The sequence below is a fragment of the Roseibium sp. AS2 genome, from assembly GCF_038900065.1.
GTDB lineage: Bacteria > Pseudomonadota > Alphaproteobacteria > Rhizobiales > Stappiaceae > Roseibium.
On the sequence record NZ_JBBMQN010000003.1, the window covers coordinates 203,057 to 228,183 of the forward strand.

Below are 25,127 nucleotides of genomic sequence, written 5' to 3' on the forward strand. Positions count from 1 at the left end.
CTCCTATTCGGCGGCAAGGTCCTGCGGCCCGCCGGCCGGCATGGTCCGGGCCGCGTCCAGCCAGGTCAGCCAGCCGTCCATGCCGTCACCGGTGCGCGCTGACAATTGCAGCACCTGGATCTTGCGGTTGATGCGCCGCGCGTTCGCGACCGCCGCGGCGACACTGAAATCGACATGCGGCAGAAGGTCGGTCTTGGTGAGGATCATCAGATCGGCCCTGGCGAAAATATCCGGATATTTCAGCGGCTTGTCCTCGCCTTCCGTCACCGACAGGATCACCACCTTGCAGGCTTCACCGAGATCGAAGCCGGCCGGGCAGACAAGGTTGCCGACATTCTCGATGAACAGAATGCTTTGCCTTTCAAGCGGCAGCTTTTCCAGCGCATGGCCGACCATATGCGCATCAAGATGACAGCCCTTGCCGGTGTTGATCTGGAGGGCGGGGGCACCGGTTTCCCGGATGCGGTCGGCATCGTTCGAGGTCTGCTGATCGCCCTCGATCACAGCGGCGGGGATCCTGCCCGCAAGCTGTTTCAGCGTCTCCACCAGCAGCATGGTCTTGCCGGAGCCCGGACTGGATACAAGGTTCAGCGCCAGAACGCCTTTACCGGCGAGCAACGCCCGGTTCCGGTCGGCGTAAGACCTGTTCTTGTCCAGAATATCGGCTTCCAGCCGGATCAACCGCGACTGGCTCATGCCCGCGACCGAGACACCCGCCGCACCGTCACCGAAGTGGACGTGGCCTTCTCCGTGGTCGTGGTCGTGACCCAGGTCATGCTTGTGGTCATGGCTTTCGCCGCAGCCGCATAGAGTACACATCACACCACCTCCAGTTCGCGGATCTTCAGCTCTTCGCCGCTGACAACCTGCAGTGCTTCGGAGCCGCATTCCGGGCAGGTATCGAACCGCTCTTTCACCGGCACCGTCCTGAAACAGGACAGGCAGAGAGCCTCTGCCGGCGGCCGTGAGATTTCTAGCGCGGCTCCCTCGGCGAGCGAGCCCTTCATGACCACGTCGAAGCCGAACCGCAGAGCTTCCGGCTCCACGCAGGACAAGGGACCGATATCGACGGACACCCGCTTCACCCTTGTGAAGCTGTCCCTGGCGGCCCGGTCCTTCAGGATATCGAGAATGCTCTCGCACAGCGACATTTCATGCATGAGCGGCGTCCTTTCCGCGAACATTCGCGTCCAGCCACGCCATAAAAAACGCTTCCGCCTCGGCGAGATTTGCCGCCGCCCTTTCCGAGAGCCCTTCTTTGACCTCACCATAGTCATAGCCGGAAATCCCGAGCACGAAGGCGCGCGGGCGTGCCCCGTAGAGTGTCTCGCACAGCGCCAGCACCGTTTCCGGCACCAGAGAATGACTGCCGAGCACTTCTGGCGCGCCCGGTGTGATCTCGCGAAAGGAATAGCCGCCGGCCCCGCCGATTTCCGCATCCGCGAACACGACGAGATCATGGGTCGAAATGGCCAGCGCATGCTCGGCGACGAGCTGGTAGTCGGTGTCGATCTCAACCCCCGCCAGACCGCGCGCGGCCATGCCGTCCGAAAACGCCGGGCCAAGCCCGTCGTCACCGCGCCCCGGATTGCCGTAACCGATCAGGAGCATGGTTCGGGCCCCGCACAATCTTCGACCACAGCGCCGTCCCGGCCCTGAGCCGGGACCTTCGCCCGGACCAGGGCTCCGGGGTCGGGGCGGCTGAGGGTCGTGGTCGCCCTCACACGCATTGCGTCCGGCTGTCGACCAGCGCTCCGCCGGCGTCGAACAGCTCCACCTGAAGCGGCATCTGGCCCAGCGCATGGGTGGCGCAGGACAGGCACGGGTCGTAGGCACGGATCGCCACCTCGACATGGTTGAGCATGCCTTCGGTAATCTGCTCCTTGCCGGACAGGTGCTTGATCGCGACATCCTTCACCGCCCGGTTCATGCCCTCGTTGTTATGGGTCGTGGAGACGATCAGGTTGCAATAGGTGACCTGGTCGTGCTCATCGACCTTGTAGTGATGAATGAGATTTCCGCGCGGTGCCTCGATCACGCCGATGCCCTCCTCGCGCCGCTCGCCTGTCGCGATCAGATCGGTGCCCTGAAGATCGGGATCGTGCAGAAGCTCGCGCATCTTCTCCACACAATGCAGCACCTCGATCATGCGGGCCCAGTGATTGGCGAGCGTCGAATTGTTGGGTGTACCGCAGGTCACCGCCTTCAGCTCCTTGAGCGCGGCGTCCGCCAGCGGCGTATCGATGAAGCTCGCCGTGTTCATGCGCGCCAGCGGTCCGACCCGGTACCAGCCGTTCTCCGGTCCGAGTTCGCGGATGAACGGGAATTTCATGTAGGACCAGGAGCGCACGTCCTCGACGATCAGCTCGTGATATTTCGTGTAGGGCACCTGATCGAACAGGACCTCGCCGGTGGACGTGAGTGCCCGCAGCGTGCCGTGATAAAGATCCAGCGCGCCATCGCTCTCGCGCACGATCGACATGTAGCTGGACGGGAAAGAGCCGAATTCGGCGACCAGGTCCTCATGCTCCAGCGTGTAGTCGCGCGCGAGCTTGACCGCATCCTGCGCCCACCCGGTCATTTCATCTATCGAGGCAAGGAAGTGATCACGGCGCTCCACGGGCAGGTTGCGATTGATGCCGCCTGGAATGGCGCCAGTGCCATGGACCTTCTTGCCCGCTGTCGCCTCGATGATTTCCTGACCGAATTTGCGCATCAGGATCGCGCGTTTTCCGAGTTCCGGCTTTTCCTTGATCACTTCGAAGATGTTGCGCTTTTCCGCCGGCGCACCGAAGCCGAACAGCAGGTCCGGCGCCGCCAGATGGAAAAAATGCAGCACATGGGACTGCATCACCTGGCCGTAATGCATCAGCCGGCGCATCTTTTCCGCCGTCGGCGTGAGCTGGTCGACCCCGGCGATCATGTCCATCGCCTTGGCCGCCGCCAGATGATGGCTGACCGGGCAGATGCCGCACAGCCGCTGCACGATCACCGGCACTTCCCACATGAGCCGGCCCCGGATGAACCGCTCGAAGCCGCGGAACTCGACGATATGCAGTCGTGCCTCATCGACCTCGTTGTTCTCGTCGAGGTGTATGGTCACCTTGCCGTGGCCCTCCACACGGGTGACAGGCGAGATCTCGATCAGTCTGGGTTCGCTCATGTCAGCCTTGCGCCTCAGTCGAATTTGATCATTTCGCGCTCGAAGCCCCGGAACTTCCCGGTCAGCAGCTTGGAGAGCGTATCGAAAATGATGTCGCCGCCCGGCGCGCAGCCCGGGATCTGGTAGTCGATCTTGACCACGTCCGAACACGGATAGACCTCGTCCAGCAACAATGGCAGGGCCGGGTCGTTGGGCACGTTGTGGGTCGTGTTGCGGATGTATTTACCAGTGATATAGGCTTCATCCAGGCACTCCCTGAGCGGCGCGTCCGAATGCATGATCGCGTTGCGCATCGCCGGCAGGCCGCCCATGATGGCGCATTGGCCCAAAGCGATCAGCACGTCGCAATTGCGCCGGAAGTCCTGCAGCACATGCACGTTCTCCTCGTTGCAGCAGCCGCCCTCGATGAGGCCGATATCGCAGCGCGTGGTGAAGCGCTTCTTGTCGGTCAGCGGCGACCGGTCGACATCCACGAGCTGCATCAGGTCGATCAGCCGCTCGTCGATGTCGAGGATCGCCATGTGACAACCGAAGCAACCGGCCAGGGACGCGGTTGCGATACGGGCCTTGGGAAGCGTGCTCATTTGCGCTTCTCCTCGATCTCGTGACCGATCAGACCCTTGTCGAACTCGCGTTCGCCGATCGGTGTGACGAAGCCGACCCGCTTGCGGATGATACAGCCGACCGGACAGACCTCCGATGAAATCGCGTGATCCGTGACCTCCGCATCCGTGTCGGCGAGGTTCTCTCCATTGACCGCGACGCGCCGGTGAATGCCGCGTCCGACATAGCCGAAGATGCCCTTGCCATCGACATCCTGGGAGGCGCGGATACAGCGTCCGCAACTGATGCAGCGATTGGTGTCCAGCGCGATATCGGGATGCGAGGCATCCAGCGGCCGGCACGGTTCCAGATAGGGAAACCGTGTGGTCTCGGTCATGTCGAGGCGGTAGGCCATGGCCTGCAATTCGCAATTGCCGCTCGCCTCGCAGATCGGGCACAGGTGATTGCCCTCGTGGAACAGCATTTCGACCAGGTCCCGGCGCATCTTGGTGAGACCGGGGGTCTCGTTCTCGACCGCCTGGCCCGGTGCTGCCGGCTGGGTGCAGGCGGCAACGCTGCGCCCGCCCGCCTTCACGGTGCAGACCCGGCAGCTCCCCTGGTGGCGCAATCCCTCGTGGTCGCACAGACGCGGGATATAGACCCCGGCCTCGTCGGCGGCTTCCATGATCGTTTCACCCGCATAGGCGGTGACCTCGACCCCGTCGATGGTGAAGGAGAAGCCGGTCTCTTTGCGCGTGCCGCTCATTGGGTAAAATCCCTGTCGAAAATATAGGACCGGCGCTTGGCGATCTTGCGCGCGCCGTCAATGGCCGACTGGATGTCGAAACTGTCCCGGATGCCGTCCTTGTTCGGCTTGGTCATGGCCGAATAGACCAGCGGAAAGTTCTGCAGGGTCGACAGGATCGGATTGGGCGAAGTCATGCCGAGTCCGCAGCGGCTGGTCTCGATGATCGTGCCGGAAAGATCCTTCAGGTAGTCGATGTCTTCCGGATTGGCGAGACCCTTGCGGAACTTCGCGATCGCCTTCTGCAGGAAGACGTTGCCGACACGGCACGGCGTGCAGTAGCCGCAGCTCTCATGCACAAAGAAGGACATGTAGTATTCGACGATTTCCAGGATGTTGCGCTGGCCGTTGAAGACGATGATCGCGCCGCCTGTGGCCAGATCGTCGAAGGTGAGCCTGCGGTCGAAACTGTCCCTTGCGATCATCGCCCCGCTCGGGCCGCCGACCTGGACCGCCGCCGCGTCCCCGCCCCCGGCCATATCCAGGACCTCCCGCACGGTGTGGCCGTAGGCAAGCTCGTAGATGCCGGGATTGAGGCAGTCGCCGCAGATGGAAAACAGCTTGGTGCCGTGGGACCCCTCCGTACCCATGGCGTGAAACCACGCCGCCCCCTTGTCGACAATGCGCGCGGCGTGGCAGAAGGTTTCCACGTTGTTGACCACCGTCGGGTGACCGAGATAGCCCCGGTTGACCGGAAACGGCGGGCGCGTCTTGGGCTCGCCCGGCAGGCCCTCGCAGGAACTGATGAGCGCGCCTTCCTCGCCGCAGATATAGGCCCCGGCACCGAGTTGCAGGCGAATGTCGAAATCAAAGCCCTTGACCCCGAGAATGCCCTTGCCGAGCAGGCCGCGCCGCCGGCGCTCCTCGAGCACCTGCTCCAGCAGGTCCCGCAGGTAGACATATTCGCCGCGCAGATAAAGGATGCCGTCGCTTGCCCCGACCGCCCTGGCGGCGATGGTCATGCCCTCGATCAGGAGGTTCGGCCGTTCCGTCAGGAGCACACGGTCCTTGAACGTTCCTGGCTCGCCTTCATCCGCATTGCAGATCACGAACCGTTTTTCCGCGCGCTCGGCTGCCGCGAACCGCCACTTTCGGCCGGTGGTGAAACCGGCGCCGCCGCAGCCGCGCAATCCGCTGTCCTCGATGGCCGAGACGATCAGGGCGGGCGTCATCCGCACCGCCTTTTCCAGTCCCGCCTCTGCCGGCACAGGCCCGAGCAGCACCTCGCCGGCGTGGCGGATGTTGTTGTCGACCATGCGGCTTGCCTGCTCATGCGGCGTCAGTGTGTCGAACCGCGCGCTGACAAGCTGCTCCGGTCCGGTTCCGGCCTTGAGGGCTTCGGCCGCGGACCGGGCCGTTTCCGGGGTCAACCGTGTCAGGACCACGTCGTTCACCATCGCGGCGGGGGCCTGGTCGCACATGCCGATGCAAGGTGTGTATTCCAGCGAGAAGGCGCCGTCGGCGGAGGTCTCGCCGATCCGGATGCCAAGCACCTCTTCGAAAACCAGGACCACCTGGTCCAGGCCGGCATACCGGTCGACGATGTCGTCGCACAGGCGGATCGTGACCCGGCCTTTGCGTGTCAGCGACAGGAACGAATAGAAGCTCGCGACACCTTCCACCTCGATGCGGGTCAGGCCGGTTTCCTCGGCAACCATGTCCATGATTGACGGCGCGATGCAGTGGTAGTGATCCTGAACCTCCCGGAGAATATCGAGCATCCGGTGCCTGTCGTTTCCGAAGGCGGCACAGATCGCTGCGATCTCCTCGGCCGGAGGCGCCGCGACGGGACAGACCGTCGTGCTCACACCGCTGGTCTCCCTGCAGCCGTCCTCCATTGCCTCTCCCTCTCAGCCTGCGGGACCGCATCGCTCCGGTTCCCAAATCGATTTGACCATCGACCCTGGTGGCTTTCCATCATGCAGCCGGTTCAGGACACACCTGTGAAAAAGCCCGATGCCCTGCAGGCTCCCAGAGTTGCGGCATGCCGTCCTTGAGCCATGTCAACATGCCTGAAATCAACGCAGACGCCAGGAACTGAAAGCTTCGGCACGCCCTCCCCCTTCCCCGATCAAGTCGGGTCAGGGATGACCGCAGAAGGAACTGGCACCGCTGCATCCTCTCCCCCGGCAGTCATCCCCGGCAAACGCAGCGCGACCGGGGATCCAATCGTTTCCAGAGCGGGTCGGGCGGAATGCTGTCTCTGCGGTACAGACTATTCCAGCTTCCACAACCCAGTGGTGAGGTGGAATGGATCCCCGATCAAGTCAGGGATGACCGCGGAGTGAAATGCCACTGCGGCGTGCCATCCCCTCGCAGTCATCTTCGGTCACGCTGCACCGCCGCAATCACGGCCTGCCCCAGCGCCAACCCGCCGTCATTGACGGGAACCCTTGTGTGATTGAGGACCCTTAAGCCATCCGAAGTCAGCCTTGCCGTCACACCGTCGCGCAAAAGGACGTTCTGGAAGACACCTCCGGAGAGCGCGACAGTGTCCGGGGCCGCCGCCCCCGCCCCGGCAAGCGCACTTGCCAGGGCGTCGATCAGCCCGAGGTGGAACCGGGCTGAAATCTGCGCCGCCGGTAGGCCGCCGCGCAGATCCGCAACGAGTGCGCTCCAGAACGGGTCGACGCCGGCAACGGTGGCACCGGAGCCGGAGAGAGCGAGCGGGTATCCCTCCTCGGCTGCCAGCATCGGCCGGGCGAGGCTTTCCAGTCGCATCCCCGCCTCGCCCTCGAAACTCTGCCGGTCGAAGCAGAGGCCGGTTGCAGCAGCAACCGCGTCGAACAGCCGACCAGCGGAAGAGGACATCGGGGCGTTGACACCCCGTTGGATCATTTGGTCAAGGACCGCCGCCTGCTTTTCCTCCAGAGCCGCTGCCAGCCCCGTTCCCTCAAGATGTGCGCGGTAACCTGGCCCGAAGGCTGCGTGGAGATGGGCGACAAGATTGCGCCAGGGTTCGCGGATCGCGGCCGCGCCGCCCGGAAGCGGCACGGGCGGAAGATGCGCGACCCGGTCGGCATGGCTCAGGCCGCCTGCCAGCACCTCGCCGCCCCAGATCGTGCCATCCGTGCCCCAGCCCAGTCCGTCGAGCACCACGGCAAAACACCTGCCTGCGGCCGAAAGCCCATGACCCTGTTCTGCCAGACAGGCCGCCATATGAGCATGATGATGCTGAACCGGCACCAGCGCCGCCCCATAGCGGCGGGCGAGCTGCGCGCCATGCCCCGCCGACAAAAATTGCGGATGACAGTCGACCGCAATCAGCTCGGGCCGGAACTGATGCAGATCGAGATAAAAGTCGATGAGACGCTTGTAGTCGGCGAAGGTCGGCGCGTTTTGCAGGTCTCCGATGTGCTGGGACAGGATGGCATTTGCACCGTCCAGAAGACAGAATGTGGATTTGAGCTCGCCGCCCATGGCAAGAACCTTCGGAGCGGTCTCGAAGGACGCATCCAGGCGGACCGGCGCCGGCGCAAGACCCCGTGCCCGCCGCAGTATCGCCGGCCCGGCGCGGTCCAGCCGCACGACGCTGTCGTCCAGCCGGTTGACGACTTCGCGGTCATGCATCAGGAACCCGTCGACGATCCCGGAAAGATTTCTTCGCGCCGCCGCATTGTCTGTCTCCTGCGGGTTGTCCGAGAGATTTCCGGACGTCAGCACGATCGGTCCATCGAGCTCTGCCATCAGCAGGTGATGCAGCGGCGTGTTGGGCAGCATGAAGCCGAACCGGTCGAACGCACCGGCGACACCGTCCGCCAGCACCTCGCCGGATTGTTCCAGCAGCACGATGGCAGCAGCCGGACTCGCGAGCAGCTCGCTTTCCGCGCCGCTGACATGGGCAAACCGGCGGATCTGGCCGAGATCCCGCGCCATCAACGCCAGCGGCTTGCCGGGACGCTGCTTGCGCCGGCGCAGCTCCGCGACCGCCTCCGCGTTGTTTGCATCCACCGCGATCTGAAACCCGCCCAGCCCCTTCACGGCGAGGATGACACCGGCTTTCAACCGCTCGGCGGCAAGGTTTACCGGATCGCCCTCCGGTTCTTCACCCTCCACCGTCTCGAACCACAGGCGCGGTCCGCAGACCGGACAGGCAACCGGCTGGGCATGAAAACGCCTGTCTGCCGGATCGTCATATTCCGCCCGGCAGGCCGCGCACATCCCGAACATCGCCATCGACGTCGAGGCCCGGTCGTAGGGAATGTGCCGCAGGATCGACAGCCGCGGTCCGCAATGCGTGCAATTGGTGAAAGGGTAGCGGTAACGCCGGTCCGCGGGATTTCGTATGTCCGCCAGGCAATCCGGACACGTCGCGGTATCCGGCACGACCCCGGTCCTGATCGTGCCTTTCCGACTTTCCAGGATGCGGAAATCGCCCCGGCGAGGTCCGGTGTCTGCCTCGGCGACATCGATCGCGTCTATTCGGGCAAGGACTGGCTTCCGGGTACGAAGCCTGTCGAGAAGAGAGGCAAGTTTTTCCGGCGACCCGTGGACCTCGATCAGGACACCGGCGCCGTCATTGAACACATGTCCGGAAAGATCGAGTTCCGCTGCAAGCTGCCAGACAAACGGCCGGAAGCCGACGCCCTGGACAAGCCCGCTGACGCGAATGAGTTTACCTGTCCTGATCGTGCCGGCCCCTGTCATGCGTCGTTCACGTTCACTGGTGTCTGCATGGATTGAATGACAAACGAACGGCAACGTCCAATCCAAAAAGGATTGTTGTTCCCTTATACCATCCTCAACAAATAAGTACCCATCTGATGGCACTGTTCCTGTTTGCCGGCCAGGCGCGTTGCGCAGGACGGCCTGGTTGGCCGTTCAAGCAGTGCAACGCCGTCCGGCGGGCCGGAACAGGCCACCGAAGGCCGTGTCTGGAGACTGTTCCGCAGCGTCGAAGGTCTTGGACGATAACCCATATCGCCCTGCGACCTGCTTCTTGCTGAACAGTCTCCAGACACGGTCAGATGGGTTCTTGTTTGTCGAGGTTGGTATTACATGCCGGCGTCGGCGAGGTTCAAGGCAGGAAGGCCCACGCGCTGTCCCGGCCTCGAGCCGGGACCAACACGGGAAGACCCCGGCTCAAGGCCGGGGAGGCCAGGTTTCAGAACGTCCGGAAAGACCGATCCGGGCGCCGAAGCGCCCGGACAGGATGACAGCAGCCGTCAGCGCAGGGGTTGCTGGCCGAAGCTGTTGATGGTCTCCAGCCGCTCCAGATTGACGATGGCCGAGAGCATCAGCCGGTCCTGGCTCCAGTCGGACGGTTTCTGGATTGCCAAAGCGGTCAGGAAGATGACAGCGATCATCGGCAGAACGGCAAGAAGCGTCATGCCCCGGTGCGGACGGATCCTGTTTGTCTCCAGCAGGGCTTCCACGCGCCGCCGCAGTTTCTGTCCCGGTGAGCGGCGCAACAGCCGGTCCTGCACTTCGAGCAGCGCAACGGCGGCGATGCCGTTCGACCGGTCCCCGCCTGTCTGATGGCCGCGTTTTCGCAGCCCCGCCTGGGCGGCGCGCAACAGGCACATGCAGTAGGACCTCAGGTCCACATGGGCCTTCTCCGCGACCCTCTGATCGCAGGCGAGTTCGCGCAGGCGTTCCACCTCGGATTTCCAGACATAGAAGAACGGGTTCCAGAAGAACAACGGGCGCAGCAGTTCCAGACCGATCTCCCAGGCGACATCCCCCTGGCGAAGGTGTTGCAGCTCGTGTTTCACCACCAGCTTCAGGTCCTCCGGTTCTCCCAGAAGATCCGACGGGATCACCACATAGTGGTTCAACAGACCGCGCGCGGAAAACGGCACCAGGGCGTGGTCCGACAGCAGCAGCCGGACGCGCCCGTTGCGCCGCCAGTCATGGCACGTGGCCAGCATCCGGTAGAGGCGGACAAAGCTGGTGACCAGCTTGCCGCTGAACCAGGCGAACCCGGCCAGAAGTCCCAGAGCGAGGCCCGTTCCGACCCCCGGCGCCAGGGTCAGGACGCTTTCGCTCAGCCGCGCCCGAAACCCGAGCAGTGCCTGAAAATCCTCTGCGGGGATGGCAATGCCGCCGCGCAGGTATTGCGACACGGCATAGTCGGCCAGATTGACCGACAGGATCGCCGGAACCATCTGCTGGGACAGCATGTACTGATAGGCCGCCGCGGCGATCGGCGACAGAAGTATGATGGCAAACAGCCCGTTCAGGAGGCCAAGCTGGACCGGGAAGTCGAGCTTGTTTCCGAAACGGGCCATCATCAGCTTGGCGCTTACCCACACCAGCGTGGCGATGGCAAGCGTGATGTTCAGATCGATGTAAACATCGAAGACCTGGCTAACTGGCGTCATCTGTCCTCCTCCTGTCCAGCAACGCTCTAATTTCCTCCAGATCGTCTCCCGAAAGCTCGTATTCGTCGACAAGACGGGCCACCAGCGACGCCGGTGTTCCGTCAAACAGCTTGTCCGACAGGTTTCGGATAGAACGGGACTGGTAGGTATCGCGGGTCAGCCGAGGGCTATAGATGAATGTCTTGCCTTCTTTCCGGCTGTCAACAAAGCCCTTCTCATCCAGAATCCGCATGATGGTGGCACAAGAGGTGTAAGCAAGTTTGCGCTCGGGTGGCAGCGTCGCCAGTATGTCCCGAACGGAGCCTTCACCGAGTTTCCAGAGTTCGGTCATGAACTCCAGTTCGACTTCGGTCAAAAACTCGTTGCTCTTCCGCTTTCTCATTACAGGTCTGTGCTCATTTCGGATTGGTTGGGGCTTACACCGTCCATTGTTGCACCATCGTACCGGGAATTACTATTGTTTTAGTCGGTGAACGGGGTCGCATCCTGATGACCGCCGTCGTTGCAGATGGGAAGACCGGCGGGTGCATTCGCCCCCCGGGGCTCCGGTGTCACACCTTCCAGAAACAGAACGCCCCCCAGCCGACGCTCAGGACCAGCGGCCACCACAGCGGGTTGCCCATCAGACCGAGCCACGCCAGGAAGATATAGGCCGCGCCGAGCAGAGTGATGAACAGGCGGTCGCCACGCGTTGTGGTCAGCCCCAGGACACCCCGGCGGGGATGACCACCGGGAAACTTGAGTTCAACAGCGATCAGAACCCCTATCGAGGAAAAGATGCCGACGAACAGAAGCGCCGTCGGCCAGGTCCAGGCCATCCAGCTCAGCATCACACCCTCCCCAGGGCAAAGCCCTTGGCAATGTAGTTGCGGACGAAATAGATGACGATGGCACCGGGAATGATGGTCAAGGTCCCGGCTGCCGCCAGAAGGCCCAGCTCATAGCCGGCCGACGACGCGGTCCGGGTCATCACGGCGGCGATGGGTTTGGCGGCGACCGCCGTCAGTGTCTTGGCGAGCAGCAGTTCCACCCAGGAGAACATGAAGCAGAAGAACGCGGCCACACCCACGCCCGACTTGATCGCCGGCAGGAAGATCGTCGTGAAGAAGCGCGGGAAGGAATAGCCGTCCACATAGGCGGTCTCGTCCAGTTCCTTCGGCACACCGCTCATGAAGCCTTCCAGGATCCACACCGCCAGCGGCACATTGAACAGGCAATGCGCCAGCGCGACGGCCAGATGGGTGTCGAACAGGCCGACCGCCGAATAGAGCTGGAAGAACGGCAGCGCGAACACGGCCGCCGGGGCCATGCGGTTGGTCAAGAGCCAGAAGAACAGGTGCTTGTCGCCTATGAAGGAATAGCGCGAGAAGGCATAGGCCGCCGGCAGCGCGACCAGGACCGAAATCACCGTGTTCAAGGTCACGTAGAAGATCGAGTTGATATAGCCCCAGTACCAGGTCGGGTCCGTGAAGATCTCGATGTAGTTGGCCAGCGTCCAGGTCTGCGGGAACAGGGTGAACCCGGCCAGGATCTCGTTGGTGGTCTTGAAACTCATCGCGACGAGCCAGTAGATCGGCAGCATCAGGAAGAGGATGTAAAGTGCGGGCACCAGGCTCTTGACGCGCATGACGGTTCTCTCCCTAAGCCTTGTTGTCGTTCATCGTCATCAGCGTATAGAACAGCCAGGAGGCCAGCAGCGTGATGGCGAAATAGATGAGGGACATGGCGGCTGCCGGTCCGAGGTCGAACTGACCCAGGGCGATCTTCACCAGATCGATCGACAGCAGCGTGGTTGAATTGCCCGGCCCGCCGCCGGTCAGCACGAACGGTTCGGTGTAGATGTTGAAGCTGTCCATGAAGCGCAGCAGCACGGCGATGGTCAGCACCGTCTTCATCTTCGGCAACTGGATGAAGCGGAACACCGCCCAGTTGGAGGCGCCGTCGATTTCCGCGGCCTGGTAGTAGGCGTTCGGGATCGACACCAGACCGGCGTAGGCAAGCAGCACCACCAGCGACGTCCAGTGCCAGACATCCATGACGATGATCGTCACCCAGGCCGCCACCGGATCCTGGGTCATGTCATAGGAAATGCCCAGTGTGTGGTTCATGAAATAGCCCAGCAGACCGATATCCGGCAGGGTGAAGATGTTCCACATGGCGCCGACCACGTTCCAGGGGATCAGCATCGGCAATGCCATCGTGATCAGGCAGAACGGCACCCAGAACCCTTGCCGGGGCATGGCGAGCGCGATGGCGACGCCGAGCGGAACCTCGATGATCAGGATCATCACAGTGAAAAAGAGCTGCCGGCCGAGCGCGGCATGGAACCGCTCGGAACGCAGGATCTGCTCAAACCAGCCCAGGCCTTCCCAGAAGAACAGGTTGTCGCCGAAGGTTTCCTGGACGGAGTAGTTCACCACGGTCATCATCGGAATGAGCGCGTTGAAGGCGACCAGCAGAAGAACCGGCAGGACGAACAGCCAGGCCCGTTGATTTTGCTTCTTCATCAGGCACCCCCTCCCGGTGTGCTTGCCAGCCAGCCGTCCATGTAGAGCCGGGTCTGGGAGCGTTTGAATTCAAGCGTGACGGCATCGCCCGCGTTCGGAGCCTCGCCTTCCAGGATTGCATGCACGCGCTGATCGAATGCGATCGCCTCGACCACCTTGTGGCGGCCGACATCGGACACCTTCCTGACGGTGGCGGGGACCCCCGGGCCGTTGCCGGAGATGGAGACGAATTCCGGCCGGATGCCGACTTCGGCCCTGCCCTCGCCTGCCTTTGCGAGCGGGCCTTCGAGATCCAGTTCCTTGTCGCCGAAAAAGGCGACCCCGCCCCTGACGTCACATGGCAGTACGTTCATGCCCGGCGAGCCGATGAAATGGCCCACAAAAGTGTGCGCGGGACGTTCGAACAGGTCGACCGGCGTACCGATCTGGACCACTTCCCCATCCTGCATCACCACCACCTGATCGGCGAACGTCAGCGCCTCGGTCTGGTCGTGGGTGACGTAGATCATGGTCGCCTTGACCCGCTGGTGCAGCTCCTTCAGCTTGGAGCGCAGTTTCCATTTCAGGTGCGGATCGATCACGGTCAGCGGCTCGTCGAACATCACCACATTGACGTCCTCGCGCACCAGGCCGCGCCCCATGGAGATCTTCTGCTTGTTGTCCGGGGACAGGTTCGCCGCCCGGGTCTTCAGCATGTCGGAAACTTCCAGCATCTCGGCGATGGCCATCACCCGCTGCCGGACGATGTCCTCGTCCCGGCCGCGATTGCGCAGCGGAAACGCCAGATTGTCGTAGACCGTCATGGTGTCGTAGATGACCGGGAACTGGAACACCTGCGCGATGTTGCGCCTGGCCGGCGGCAGCGCGGTCACATCCTGGTCGTCGAACAGGATCCTGCCTTCGGAGGGCACCAGCAGGCCGGAGATGATGTTGAGCAGCGTGGACTTGCCGCAGCCGGACGGCCCCAGCAGCGCGTAGGCGCCGCCGTCTTCCCAGGTCAGATCGATCTTCTTGAGCGCATAATCGTCATCGCCTCGCGGGTCCGGGCGGTAGCTGTGACGCAGATTGGAGAGCTTGATTTGTGCCATGGTTTTGTCTCCTCAGGCCGCCAGGTCGCCGTTGGGCGCAAAGAAGAAACAGTGGCTCGGATCCAGATAGAAACTTTGGGTCTCGCCGACGAGGTAGGGGTGCACGCCCGGTGACAGCGACACCCAGGACTGACCCTGCATGTCGAAATGGGCGCTGCTTTCCGATCCGCTGAGTTCTGTCACCAGCACATGGCCCTCGAGCCGCACACTGTGACGGGCACTTTCCACCGGCATCACGTGATGCGGCCGGATCGCAATCGTATAGGCGCCGTCGCGCAGGTTCGCGGCGGCCCCGGTCAGGGTCCAGCGAACGTCCTCGTTGAGAACGAGCGTCTCGCCCGTCTTGGTCACCGGTGCGGTGTTGATTGGCGGGTTGGAGAACACCCTGGCCGCATCAAGGTCTTTCGGGTTGCGGTAGATCTCGGCAGTCGGTCCGAACTGGACCACGTTGCCGTCGTTCATCAGCGCCGTGCGTCCGCCCAGCAGAAGCGCCTCTTCGGGCTCCGACGTCGCGTAGACGACGACCGCGCCACGCCCCGCGAACAGTTCGGGTAACTGGTCGCGCAATTCCTCGCGCAGCTTGTAGTCGAGATTGGCAAGCGGCTCGTCCAGGAAAACCGCATCGCTTTCCTTGACGATGGCGCGGGCAAGCGCGGTGCGCTGCTGCTGGCCGCCGGACAACTCGTGGGGCTTGCGGTCCAGAAACGGCTTCAGCTTCAGGATGTCGGCAGCCTCTTCCACGCGGCCTTCGATCTCCGACCTGGCAACGCCGCCGATTTTCAGCGGCGAGGCAATGTTGTCGAACACCGACATGTGCGGATAGTTGACGAAGAACTGGTGCACCAGACTGATGTTGCGTTTCTGCGCCGACAGGCGCGACACGTCCTTGCCGTTCAGGAGGATCTGCCCGGAGGCCAGGCTGTCGAGACCGGCCATCAGCTTGATCAGCGAGGTCTTTCCCGAGCCGGTTTCCCCGAGCAAAACGTTGAACTGGCCGGTTTCCAGCGTCAGACTCGTTTCCTTGACATGGGTAATGCCGGACACACGTTTGCTGACGTTTTTGAGTTCTAGTGACATCTGTTTCTCGTCCGCGTCCGGCTGGGCCGTGAGCGCACCCTCGTGCGGTCCCGGCCTGTCTCTTTCGGATCGGTAAGGGACCGGGGACGTGCCCCGGTCCGGTTTTGCGGGTCATGGGGCCAGTGCCGCGCGGGGTCATGCGACCTGGCGAGGCTCTGCTGTGTTGAGGTCGATCAGCTTGCGGACACCCGGTCACCCGGGTGTCCGCCGGTCCGAGGCTTAGTTTTTCGCCCAGCGGGCTACAAGCTCGTCATAGTTGACGGTCTCGCCCTGGGGCTTCTCGTTGTCGAGCTTGGCCTTCGGAGCACCCGGCTTGTCGAGCCACTCCTGCGGGTCCGTTTCCTCGTTCAGACGCGGACCGCAGCCGCCGTAGACGTTGGCGCGTTCGTCGGCCTGCTGCATGCGGGCCATGACGATGTCCATTTCTTCCGCCAGACGGTCCATGGCTTCCTGCGGCGTGAACGCGCCGGAGTTCACGTCACCGATCTGCTGCCACCAGATCTGGGCCAGCTTCGGATAGTCCGGAACATTGACGCCGGTCGGAGACCAGGCCACCCGGTCCGGGGACCGGTAGAACTCGACCAGACCGCCGAGTTTCGGAGCGCGTTCGGAGAACGACTCGTGGTTGACCGTGCTGTCGCGGATGAAGGTCAGACCGACATGGCTCTTCTTGGTGTCGACCGTCTTGGAGACGACGAACTGGGCGTAGAGCCAGGCAGCTTTCGCGCGATCTTCCGGGGTGGACTTCAGGATGGTCCAGGATCCAACGTCCTGATAACCGACCTTCTGGCCGTCTTCCCAGTAGGGACCGTGCGGGCTCGGCGCCATGCGCCACAGCGGCGTGCCCTCGTCATCCACGGTGTTGTTGCCTTCGGACTTCGGCTTCACCATGTCCGCCGTGAAGGCGGTGTACCAGAAGATCTGCTGGGCGACATTGCCCTGGCTGAGGGCCGGCAGGGACTGGTAGAAGTCGAAGCTGGCGGCACCGGGAGGTGCGAAGTTGCGCAGCCACTCGTCCCACTTGCGGATCGCGTAGACTGCGGCCGGACCGTTGGCGGCCCCACCACGGGAGACGGATGCACCCACCGGGTTGCACGTGTCCGCTTCCATGCGGATGCCCCATTCGTCGACCGGGATGCCGTTCGGCTCACCCTTGTCGCCGGCACCGGCCATGGACAGCCAGGCATCGGTCATGCGCCAGCCGAGATCCGGTGCACGCTTGCCGTAGTCCATGTGACCGAAGATCGGCACGCCGTCGACTTCCTTCACGTCGTTGGTGAAGAATTCGGCGATGTCCTCATAGGCCGACCAGTTGACCGGAACGCCCAGGTCATAGCCGTATTTGTCCTTGAAGGCCGTCTTCAGGTCTTCCCGGTCGAACCAGTCCTTGCGGAACCAGTAGAGGTTCGCGAACTGCTGGTCGGGCAGCTGGTAGAGATCACCATCCGGACCTGTCGTGAACTGGGTGCCCATGAAGTCGTCCAGGTCGAGACCCGGGTTGGTGACGTCCTTGGCAGCTCCGCCCATCCAGTCGGTCAGATTGTAGGCAAGCTGAAGGCGCGAATGGGTGCCGATCAGATCGCTGTCGTTGACATAGGCGTCATAGAGATTGCGCCCTGTCTGCATCTGGGTCTGCACGGCCTGAACCACTTCACCCTCACCGAGGATCTGGTGGTTGACCTTGATTCCGGTGATTTCCTCGAACGCCTTGGCCAGCACTTCCGACTCGTAGGAATGTGTCGGAATGCCTTCGGACAGGACGTTGACTTCCATGCCGGAGAACGGTTCTGCCGCCTTGATGAACCACTGCATTTCCGCAAGCTGATCATCTTTCGACAGAACGGACGGCTGGAATTCCTGGTCGATCCATTTCTGGGCCGCGGCTTCGTCGGCCAAAGCGGACCCTGCCCCCGCAAGCACAGCACCTGCTGCAACTGCGGAGAGTAGATACTTACGCATCTGTATCTCCTCCCATGAGATAATTTTCGCCGTGATTACCCGGCTGACCCTAGGAAGTCACACGGCTGCCATCATGTCAAACTAATTTTTTAGTAGATTATTGACTCTGCACGAGACATGCATAAGTGACTGTTATATATAAAATTTTTCCGAAATAGCAGCTACGCGAAGTCAGCTTCTGACTGTCCCGATCCTGCGTTGGAAGGATCACAGTGTGGCATAAATTTGACACCTGAGGTAGCCCGAAATCCGGTTTCGGTTCTTTCAGTTCCCCTGAATCTGGCCCCGCTCAAGTTTCGTTTGCAGTGCAAAATGAAAAAAATCCACAAATTTCGCGGCGCAACACAAGCCTGTCTTCGACATGGTGCCGTGGTCTGCCGCCCGTCTCCCACAGAACGTCAGTCGCCAGTTCCGCGCGCAACACCAGCAGCAGCCCCGCCAGGGCATGTTGACGGAGGACCGGCACACCATGACTGTGGGACGGAGGCCGGAAATATCCGGCAAAAACCACAACGGGAACGGGGTCTGACCATGGATGTTTCAACCGACGGACCGGTGCTTGTGACCGGCGCCACGGGCTATGTCGCCGGCTGGCTGGTCAAGGACCTGCTCGAAGCCGGCGTCACCGTGCACGCCGCCGTCCGCGACCCCGGGGCTGCCGCAAAGCTGGAGCACCTCGTCCGGATTGCCGACAAAGCCCCCGGCAGCATCAGGTTCTTCGAGACCGACCTGTTGCAGCCCGGGTCCTATACGGAAGCCATGGCCGGCTGCTCGGTGGTGTTTCACACCGCCTCCCCCTTCGCCATCAGCGTTCGTGACCCGCGCCGGGAGCTGATAGATCCTGCCGTGACGGGCACACGCAACGTGCTTGAAAGCGCGGCGGCGACGGCAAGCGTCACGCGCGTTGTGGTGACCAGCTCCTGCGCGGCGATCTACACCGATGCGATCGACTGCGCGCGGGCACCGGGCGGCGTGCTGACCGAGGATATCTGGAACACGACCGCCTCGCTTTCCTATCAACCCTACAGCTATTCAAAGACACTTGCGGAAAAGGCAGCCTGGAAGATCGCGGACGCGCAGGACCGCTTCAGGCTGGTCACCATCAACCCCTCCCTCGTCATCGGCCCCGCGCTGTCGGACGCACCGACCTCCGAGAGCTTTCGGATCGTGCGCCAGATGGGAGACGGCACCCTGAGGCAGGGCGCGCCGAAGCTCGGCCTTGGCGTGGTAGACGTGCGCGATGTCGCCAGCGCGCACCTGGCCGCCGGCTTCAGGGAGGACGCCGAAGGTCGGCATATCGTCTCCGGTCACAACACCAACCTTCTTGAACTCGGCAAGGTGCTGATCGAAAAATACGGCAGCCGCTACCCGGTGCCGCGCAAGTCGCTGCCGAAATGGGTGGTCTGGCTGGCCGGACCGGTCATGAGCGGCATTTCGCGCAAGTTCGTCACGAACAATGTCGACGTGACATGGCGCGCGGACAATTCCAGAAGCAAAAGCGCGCTCGGAATGACCTACCGGCCGATGAAGGCCTCCATGGAGGACATGTTCCAGCAGATGATTGATGCGGGAGCGTTCGGGAAATAGGCGCAGCGTGACAGCTGAGCCTGTCCATAGATCCAAACGCTGCCGGACAAACGTTCAAAGCGCGGTACGCACGTGCCACAGCTCCGGGAACAGCTCGACCTCAAGCATGCGTTTGAGGTAGGAAACGCCGCCCGTGCCGCCGGTGCCGCGCTTGAACCCGATCACCCGTTCGACCGTGGTCACGTGATTGAAGCGCCATCGGCGGAAATAGTCTTCCAGATCGACCAGTTTTTCACCGACTTCGTACAGCGCCCAATGGGCGGACGGGTCGCGGTAGACGGTCTGCCACAGGGCCATGATTTCAGGCACCTCCCCATGGGGCGCAGCGGACGGCGTGGCAGTGATCTCCGGAGGGACGGAAAGGCCCTGCCGGCGGGCGAAGTCGAGCACCACCTGATAGAGGCTCTGTCTTGAAAGCTCGGCGTTCAGGAGCGCGACGGCTCCAGCATCGTGGGCATGCGGCTTGACCATGGCCGGATTGCGGTTGCCGAGCGCATATTCGATCAGGCGGTATTGCAGCGACTGGAAACCGGAGGACATGCCCAGCGCGTCGCGGAACTGCGTGTAGTCGCTCGGTGTCATCGTCCTGAGCACGTCCCAGGCTGAATTCAGTTGCTCCATGATGCGGCTGACGCGGGCAAGCAGCTTCATCGCCTGAGGCATGTGGTCCTGCCCGATCGCGTCACGGGCGCCATTCAGCTCATGAAGCATGAGCTTCATCCACAGTTCCGAAGTCTGATGCTGGATGATGAAGAGCAGTTCGTCCGGAGCACCGGACAGCGGCGCCTGCGCCGTCAATATCCTGTCCAGACCCAGATAGTCGCCATAGGACATCCGCTCCGAAAACCGCATTTCCGCACCTTCGGTTTCCGGATTGTAGGCACCGTCCCGACCGGACGCATCATCGCCGCTCATTGCGCTCTCCCTTAAGACCAATCGATGTTGACAGGGGACATGCCCTGTCCGGGCTTCGCCGCGATCTATAGCGCCTTGGCACCGGATTCGGACAGGAGAGAATTCACGCCGTCAAACCGTCGTCCACTCGTTACCGGAATGCGCTGCCGGCACTATCTGCCGGCGGCACGCAGAATGGCACGGGCGGAAAAATCGTAGTGACTGCTGCCGGATTCGGACTTGCAGAAACTGCGATAGTCGATCTTGTCCCAGTTTCCGTCGCCCAGACGGCTGCGATAGATCCCGACATTCGCCGGCGTGATCGGTGACATCTTGAACAGGACATCGACGGTCACCTCGCCTTCGGCGTGCCGGAAATAATGGTCTCGCAGCATGACCATAGACCAGGCCCCTGCAAAATAGTGCCCGCCGTGGGACATGGTCATCGCCGATTTCCCGACGGCGCTCATGCCGCGGCGCGACCAGTTCAGGCCCGCGAAGTAGATATCCTCACCGGCTGTCAGGTCCGCTTCGGCCGCGGCCCGGCTCGCGCCGATAGCAATGTCGTCATTCGCGGCCCAGACGGCATCGATCCGGGTTCGCGCCAGCACATTTCCAGTTTGCGCGTAAGCGATGTCCTCGCTCCAGGACACCGGGATCGCATGCAGCAGCCTCACGTCGGGATTGTCCGCGACCGCCCGCTGCATTCCCAGTTCCCGCTCCAGCCCCGCCGGTGTGCTGGCGTCACCGGTCAGAGCCAGCAGCCGGATGTCGCCGCCACCGGACCTGGACCGCCTGGCCTGATCGAACAGGCTGCTGGCCATTTCGTAGCCTGCGCTCTCGTTGTCCGGCACGATCGCGGCAATGACATTATGCAGGTCGATGTTGCGGCGTTCCAAAATGACCTTCTGCTTCGGTGTCAGCTTGTTCAGAAGAAACAGCACCTTGCTCGGTCGGCCTTCCAGCAGTTGCATCAGCCTGGCACCGGACTGGTTCTCGTTCACGAGAATAAAATAGTCCGGCAGATCCCCCTTCTCGAGGCGCCGGCTCAGGAGCTCCGCCATGGCGTAGGGTTCGCGATTCGCATAGAGGATTTCCAGATCGGCATTCAGGTCCCCGGCCGCCGCGGTCATGGTTTTAGAGACCTCGCCCCAGAAACCCGTATTGCTGCCCGGATTGATGAAAGTGACGCGAAAATCCGCTGCGTGAACCGCGTGAGAGGCAACGCAGAGCCATACCAGACAAACAATTCTGAAAATCATCATGGTCCTTCGCCGCCAGGCCTCGTTACACCGGAAAAAACCGCGGTTCCAGCCGCAGGCTCCAATGCCGGTGATCATAGCCGTTCCAAGGTATACAGTCCGTTGCCGCAGGAGGTTCATAAGTATTTTTCACGATACGAATTCGAGCCACCGACCCATTGGCGTGAATGAATTCCGCCGGCGGCGTGGTGGTCCGGGCCTTGAATCCAGCTCCTCGGCTGCTTCAGCCGGGGAGCACGTCAGCCAGCGCGGTAGCAAGCCAGGTTGCTTCGCCGCCTAACTCTGAAATACCAGAAATCCGTCCTTCTTCCTACCGAATGAGCGAATAGATGGCAGGGTGCTTAACCGAACACCATCGGGACCGGACGCTTTTATTTCTTTTTTAGTTTATCGCCGGCACCAGCCCGGCAAGACTGCCGGTTGCCGGTCGGAGAGGCAAAGCTGCCTATAGAAAGACGTGGTGCAGCCCAGCATTTTATGAAAGCCTGAGCGCGCGTTCAGGAACGGCAGTCGATCAGGATCCAGAAATGTCCATTCAGGCAAGCATTTATCACCTCACACACTACCGCTACGACCGGCCGGTGACCCTGAGCCCACAGATCATCCGCCTTCGACCGGCGCCCCACAGCCGCACACGGGTGCTGTCGCACTCGCTGAAGGTTTCGCCGTCCGGCCACTTCGTCAACCATCAGCAGGACCCTTACGGCAATTGGCTGGCGCGCTTTGTCTTCCACGAGCCGGTCCGCGAGTTCAAGATCGAGGTGGATCTGGTCGCCGACATGACCGTCTACAATCCCTTCGATTTCTTCGTCGAGGAAAGCGCCGAGGAATGGCCCTTCGACTATCCCGATGAACTGCGCGAGGACCTGCAGATCTACCGGCGCCTTGACCCGACCGGGCCGCGCATGAAGGCTTTCCTGGAGACCGTTCCGAAGGACAGAAAGCGGACCATCGACTTCATCGTGGAACTGAACGCTCTCGTGTCGCGGGCGGTCGGCTATGTCATCCGCATGGAACCGGGTGTCCAGACCCCCGAGGAGACATTCGAGAAGGGCACCGGCTCGTGCCGCGATTCAAGCTGGTTGCTGGTCCAGGCCCTGCGGCACCTGGGCTTTGCCTCCCGTTTCGTCTCCGGGTATCTCATTCAGTTGAAACCGGACCTGGAGGCGCTCGACGGTCCGTCCGGCACCGACCACGACTTCACCGACCTGCACGCCTGGGCGGAGGTCTATCTTCCCGGTGCGGGCTGGATCGGACTGGACCCGACCTCCGGCCTTCTCACCGGGGAAAGCCACATTCCGCTGGCCGCAACACCCCATTACATGAACGCCGCGCCGATTGCGGGCATGGCCAGCCACGCCGAAGTCGAATTCTCTTTCGACATGAAGATCGACCGCGTCGCCGAACACCCGCGCATCACCAAGCCGTTTTCCGACGAGGCCTGGACAGCACTCAACCAGATGGGCGCGAAGGTGGACAGGATCCTGGCCCAGGAGGATGTCCGCCTGACCATGGGTGGCGAACCGACGTTCGTCTCCATCGATGACTTCGAGGCAGAGGAATGGAACACGGATGCCGTCGGCCCGACCAAGCGCGACAAGGCGGACGCCCTCATCCGCCGGCTGCGCAAGCGCTTTGCGCCGGGCGGTTTTCTCCACTATGGCCAGGGCAAATGGTATCCCGGAGAAACCCTGCCGCGCTGGACCTTCTCGCTGTTCTGGCGGCGGGATGAAAAGCCGATCTGGAATGACCCGGACCTGATCGCCGAGGAAGGCGGAGACACGGGGGCGGACGCGGAAAAGTCGGAAGCGCTGCTGCAGCAGATCGCCCGGAAGCTGGAAGTCGACCCGCAATATGTGGTTCCGGCCTTCGAGGATCCGGCCGTCTGGCTGGTCAAGGAGGCCAGCCTGCCGGAGAATGTCACCCCGGACAATTCCGAACTGGAAGATGCCGAGGCCCGTCACAGGATCGCGCGGGTGTTCGATCGCGGACTGACCAAACCATCGGGCCACGTCCTGCCTATTCAGCGCTGGCAGGCCAGGGCCTCCGGCCCGAACTGGCGCTCCGAAAACTGGAAACTGCGGCGCGAGGCGCTGTTTCTGGTTCCCGGCGACAGTCCCGTCGGATACCGCATCCCGCTGGAATCGCTGCCGCATGTGCCTCCGGCGCAATATCCCTACACGAATATCGCCGACCCGACGGTTCCCAGGCAGCCGCTGCCGGAGTTCCCCGCTGGGCAGCCCACCGAACGCCCCGCACCCGAACACCCAGGCCCCGGGCGCTCCCAGGGCGTTGCCAGCTTCACCGCGAGCGGGCCTCAGCAGGACCGGCGCGAACAGACGCTGCCGGACGGGGAAATCGGTGACGCCACCGTGCGCACCGCCCTGTCCGTGGAACCCCGGGACGGGCGCCTGTGCATCTTCATGCCGCCGGTGGAGGCAATCGAGGACTACCTGGAGCTCATCGCCGCAGCGGAGGCCGCTGCCGCCGACCTCGGGCTTCCGGTGCATATAGAGGGCTACCCGCCCCCGCCCGACCCGCGCATGAATGTCATCCGGGTGGCGCCTGATCCCGGTGTCATCGAGGTCAACATCCACCCCGCGGCGAGCTGGAAGGAGTGTGCGGCGATCACCGAAGGCGTCTATGAGGACGCCCGCAACACCCGCCTCGGCGCCGAAAAATTCATGATCGACGGCAAGCACACCGGCACCGGCGGCGGCAACCACGTGGTCGTCGGCGGCGCAACCCCGCTCGACAGCCCGTTCCTGCGCCGCCCGGATCTGCTCCGCAGCCTGGTGCTGCAATGGCAGCGGCATCCCAGCCTGTCCTATCTGTTCTCGGGCCTGTTCATCGGCCCGACCTCCCAGGCCCCGCGCGTCGACGAGGCGCGGCATGACGGGCTTTATGAGCTTGAGGTCGCCCTGTCGCAGATCCCGCGGCCGGACGAGGGACCGCCCCCCTTTCCCTGGCTGGTCGACAGGCTGCTCCGCAACCTTCTGGTCGACGTCACCGGCAACACCCACCGCGCCGAGATCTGCATCGACAAGCTCTATTCGCCGGACGGGCCGACCGGCCGGCTGGGCCTCGTGGAATTCCGCGGCTTCGAGATGCCGCCCGACCCGCGCATGAGCCTTGCGCAGCAACTGCTGCTGCGCACGCTGGTCGCCCGGCTGTGGCAGCAGCCCCTGTCCGGCAACCTGACCCGCTGGGGCACTGCGCTGCATGACCGGTTCATGCTGCCCCACTATGTCTGGGCCGATTTTCTCGATGTCCTGCGCGATCTGGACCATCACGGTTTTTCCATGCGTCCGGACTGGTTCGAGGCCCAGGCCGAATTCCGCTTTCCGTTCTGCGGCGAAATCGAGGTCGAAGGCATTCACCTGGAATTGCGGCAGGCGCTGGAACCCTGGCATGTGCTGGGCGAAACCGGAGCCATCGGCGGCACGGTTCGTTACACCGACAGCTCCACCGAACGCCTGCAGGTCAAGCTCACCACCAGCGACCCGGAACGATATGCCGTCACCTGCAACCGGCGGATGATGCCGTTGCAGAAGACGGAGACCAATGGCGTTGCCGTTGCCGGCGTCCGCTACAAGGCCTGGCAGCCCTCCATGGCCCTGCATCCGGTGCACCCGGTTGACGCCCCGTTGACTTTCGACATATTCGACCGCTGGAGCAATCGCGCCATCGGCGGCTGCGTCTATCATGTCGCCCATCCGGGCGGACGCAACTACGATACGTTCCCGGTCAACGGCAACGAAGCCGAGGCACGGCGCCTGTCGCGGTTCGAGCCGCACGGACACACGCCTGGTCTCTATGTGCCCGCACAGGAGCGGCCGCATCCTGAGTTCCCGTTGACCTTGGACCTGCGAAGGCCGCACAATGCCTGACGGTCCTCCGGGGGCCTGTCATTTGAAAG

The 25,127-nt window shown here is 62.8% G+C and carries 20 protein-coding genes; 2 read left to right on the forward strand and 18 right to left on the reverse strand.

The genetic code is table 11. The features are described 5' to 3' along the window. Positions 1-3: 3 nt before the first annotated feature. The 16 genes from hypB to WNZ15_RS09995 all read right to left on the reverse strand — a co-directional run bounded on the left by hypB (position 4) and on the right by WNZ15_RS09995 (position 17,465). Positions 4-819 carry a hydrogenase nickel incorporation protein HypB gene (hypB, locus tag WNZ15_RS09920; RefSeq protein WP_342892810.1) on the reverse strand — a complete coding sequence of 272 codons (816 nt, stop codon included), beginning with the start codon at positions 817-819 and terminating at the stop codon, positions 4-6. Continuing rightward, positions 819-1,160: a hydrogenase maturation nickel metallochaperone HypA gene (hypA, locus tag WNZ15_RS09925; RefSeq protein ID WP_342892811.1), complete on the reverse strand. Its 342-nt coding sequence runs from the start codon at positions 1,158-1,160 to the stop codon at positions 819-821. Before hypA ends, hypB begins: the two co-directional genes overlap by 1 nt. Continuing rightward, positions 1,153-1,611 carry a hydrogenase maturation protease gene (locus WNZ15_RS09930; protein ID WP_342892812.1) on the reverse strand — a complete coding sequence of 153 codons (459 nt, stop codon included), beginning with the start codon at positions 1,609-1,611 and terminating at the stop codon, positions 1,153-1,155. Before WNZ15_RS09930 ends, hypA begins: the two co-directional genes overlap by 8 nt. 109 nt (positions 1,612-1,720) lie before the next feature. Beyond that, entirely contained in the window at positions 1,721-3,163 is a 1,443-nt protein-coding gene (locus tag WNZ15_RS09935; RefSeq protein WP_342892813.1) for a Ni/Fe hydrogenase subunit alpha, read from the reverse strand. Between the two features lie 14 nt (positions 3,164-3,177). After that, on the reverse strand, positions 3,178-3,747 hold the full coding sequence (locus WNZ15_RS09940) for an NADP oxidoreductase (protein ID WP_342892814.1): 570 nt from the start codon (positions 3,745-3,747) through the stop codon (positions 3,178-3,180). Then, positions 3,744-4,472 (reverse strand): 2Fe-2S iron-sulfur cluster-binding protein, encoded by a 729-nt coding sequence (locus WNZ15_RS09945; RefSeq protein WP_342892815.1) that lies wholly within the window; start codon positions 4,470-4,472, stop codon positions 3,744-3,746. The genes WNZ15_RS09940 and WNZ15_RS09945 overlap by 4 nt, the downstream gene beginning before the upstream one ends. After that, a complete protein-coding gene (locus WNZ15_RS09950; protein WP_342892816.1) occupies positions 4,469-6,349 on the reverse strand; it encodes an NAD(P)H-dependent oxidoreductase subunit E in 1,881 nt (626 codons plus the stop codon). Before WNZ15_RS09950 ends, WNZ15_RS09945 begins: the two co-directional genes overlap by 4 nt. Positions 6,350-6,830: 481 nt before the next feature. Beyond that, entirely contained in the window at positions 6,831-9,158 is a 2,328-nt protein-coding gene (gene hypF, locus WNZ15_RS09955) for a carbamoyltransferase HypF (protein WP_342892817.1), read from the reverse strand. Between the two features lie 518 nt (positions 9,159-9,676). Further along, entirely contained in the window at positions 9,677-10,834 is a 1,158-nt protein-coding gene (locus tag WNZ15_RS09960; RefSeq protein WP_342892818.1) for a M56 family metallopeptidase, read from the reverse strand. Next, on the reverse strand, positions 10,821-11,216 hold the full coding sequence (locus WNZ15_RS09965; protein WP_342892819.1) for a BlaI/MecI/CopY family transcriptional regulator: 396 nt from the start codon (positions 11,214-11,216) through the stop codon (positions 10,821-10,823). The genes WNZ15_RS09960 and WNZ15_RS09965 overlap by 14 nt, the downstream gene beginning before the upstream one ends. A gap of 169 nt (positions 11,217-11,385) precedes the next feature. Then, on the reverse strand, positions 11,386-11,664 hold the full coding sequence (locus WNZ15_RS09970) for a DUF2160 domain-containing protein (RefSeq protein ID WP_342892820.1): 279 nt from the start codon (positions 11,662-11,664) through the stop codon (positions 11,386-11,388). Further along, positions 11,664-12,461: a carbohydrate ABC transporter permease gene (locus tag WNZ15_RS09975; protein WP_342892821.1), complete on the reverse strand. Its 798-nt coding sequence runs from the start codon at positions 12,459-12,461 to the stop codon at positions 11,664-11,666. Before WNZ15_RS09975 ends, WNZ15_RS09970 begins: the two co-directional genes overlap by 1 nt. A 13-nt stretch (positions 12,462-12,474) precedes the next feature. Beyond that, the gene (locus WNZ15_RS09980) at positions 12,475-13,344 is read right to left on the reverse strand and encodes a sugar ABC transporter permease (protein WP_342893195.1); all 870 of its coding nucleotides are present in this window, start codon (positions 13,342-13,344) and stop codon (positions 12,475-12,477) included. Further along, complete coding sequence (locus WNZ15_RS09985) at positions 13,341-14,429, reverse strand: ABC transporter ATP-binding protein (RefSeq protein WP_342892822.1); 1,089 nt, start codon at positions 14,427-14,429, stop codon at positions 13,341-13,343. The genes WNZ15_RS09980 and WNZ15_RS09985 overlap by 4 nt, the downstream gene beginning before the upstream one ends. Positions 14,430-14,441: 12 nt before the next feature. Further along, the gene (locus tag WNZ15_RS09990; protein ID WP_342892823.1) at positions 14,442-15,506 is read right to left on the reverse strand and encodes an ABC transporter ATP-binding protein; all 1,065 of its coding nucleotides are present in this window, start codon (positions 15,504-15,506) and stop codon (positions 14,442-14,444) included. A 219-nt stretch (positions 15,507-15,725) separates the two neighbouring features. Next, the gene (locus WNZ15_RS09995) at positions 15,726-17,465 is read right to left on the reverse strand and encodes an ABC transporter substrate-binding protein (protein WP_342892824.1); all 1,740 of its coding nucleotides are present in this window, start codon (positions 17,463-17,465) and stop codon (positions 15,726-15,728) included. Between the two features lie 531 nt (positions 17,466-17,996). On the opposite strand from WNZ15_RS09995, the gene WNZ15_RS10000 reads away from it, so the two are divergent. Next, positions 17,997-19,052, forward strand: a complete 1,056-nt coding sequence (locus tag WNZ15_RS10000) for an NAD-dependent epimerase/dehydratase family protein (RefSeq protein WP_342892825.1) — start codon at positions 17,997-17,999, stop codon at positions 19,050-19,052. Positions 19,053-19,106: 54 nt separating this feature from the next. Here the strand turns inward: WNZ15_RS10000 and WNZ15_RS10005 are convergent, their stop codons facing one another. Further along, positions 19,107-19,967: a tryptophan 2,3-dioxygenase family protein gene (locus tag WNZ15_RS10005; RefSeq protein ID WP_342892826.1), complete on the reverse strand. Its 861-nt coding sequence runs from the start codon at positions 19,965-19,967 to the stop codon at positions 19,107-19,109. Between the two features lie 152 nt (positions 19,968-20,119). Further along, entirely contained in the window at positions 20,120-21,211 is a 1,092-nt protein-coding gene (locus tag WNZ15_RS10010; protein WP_342892827.1) for an ABC transporter substrate-binding protein, read from the reverse strand. Positions 21,212-21,735: 524 nt separating this feature from the next. Here WNZ15_RS10010 and WNZ15_RS10015 point away from each other — a divergent pair. Next, on the forward strand, positions 21,736-25,098 hold the full coding sequence (locus tag WNZ15_RS10015; protein ID WP_342892828.1) for a transglutaminase family protein: 3,363 nt from the start codon (positions 21,736-21,738) through the stop codon (positions 25,096-25,098). Positions 25,099-25,127: the final 29 nt, after the last annotated feature.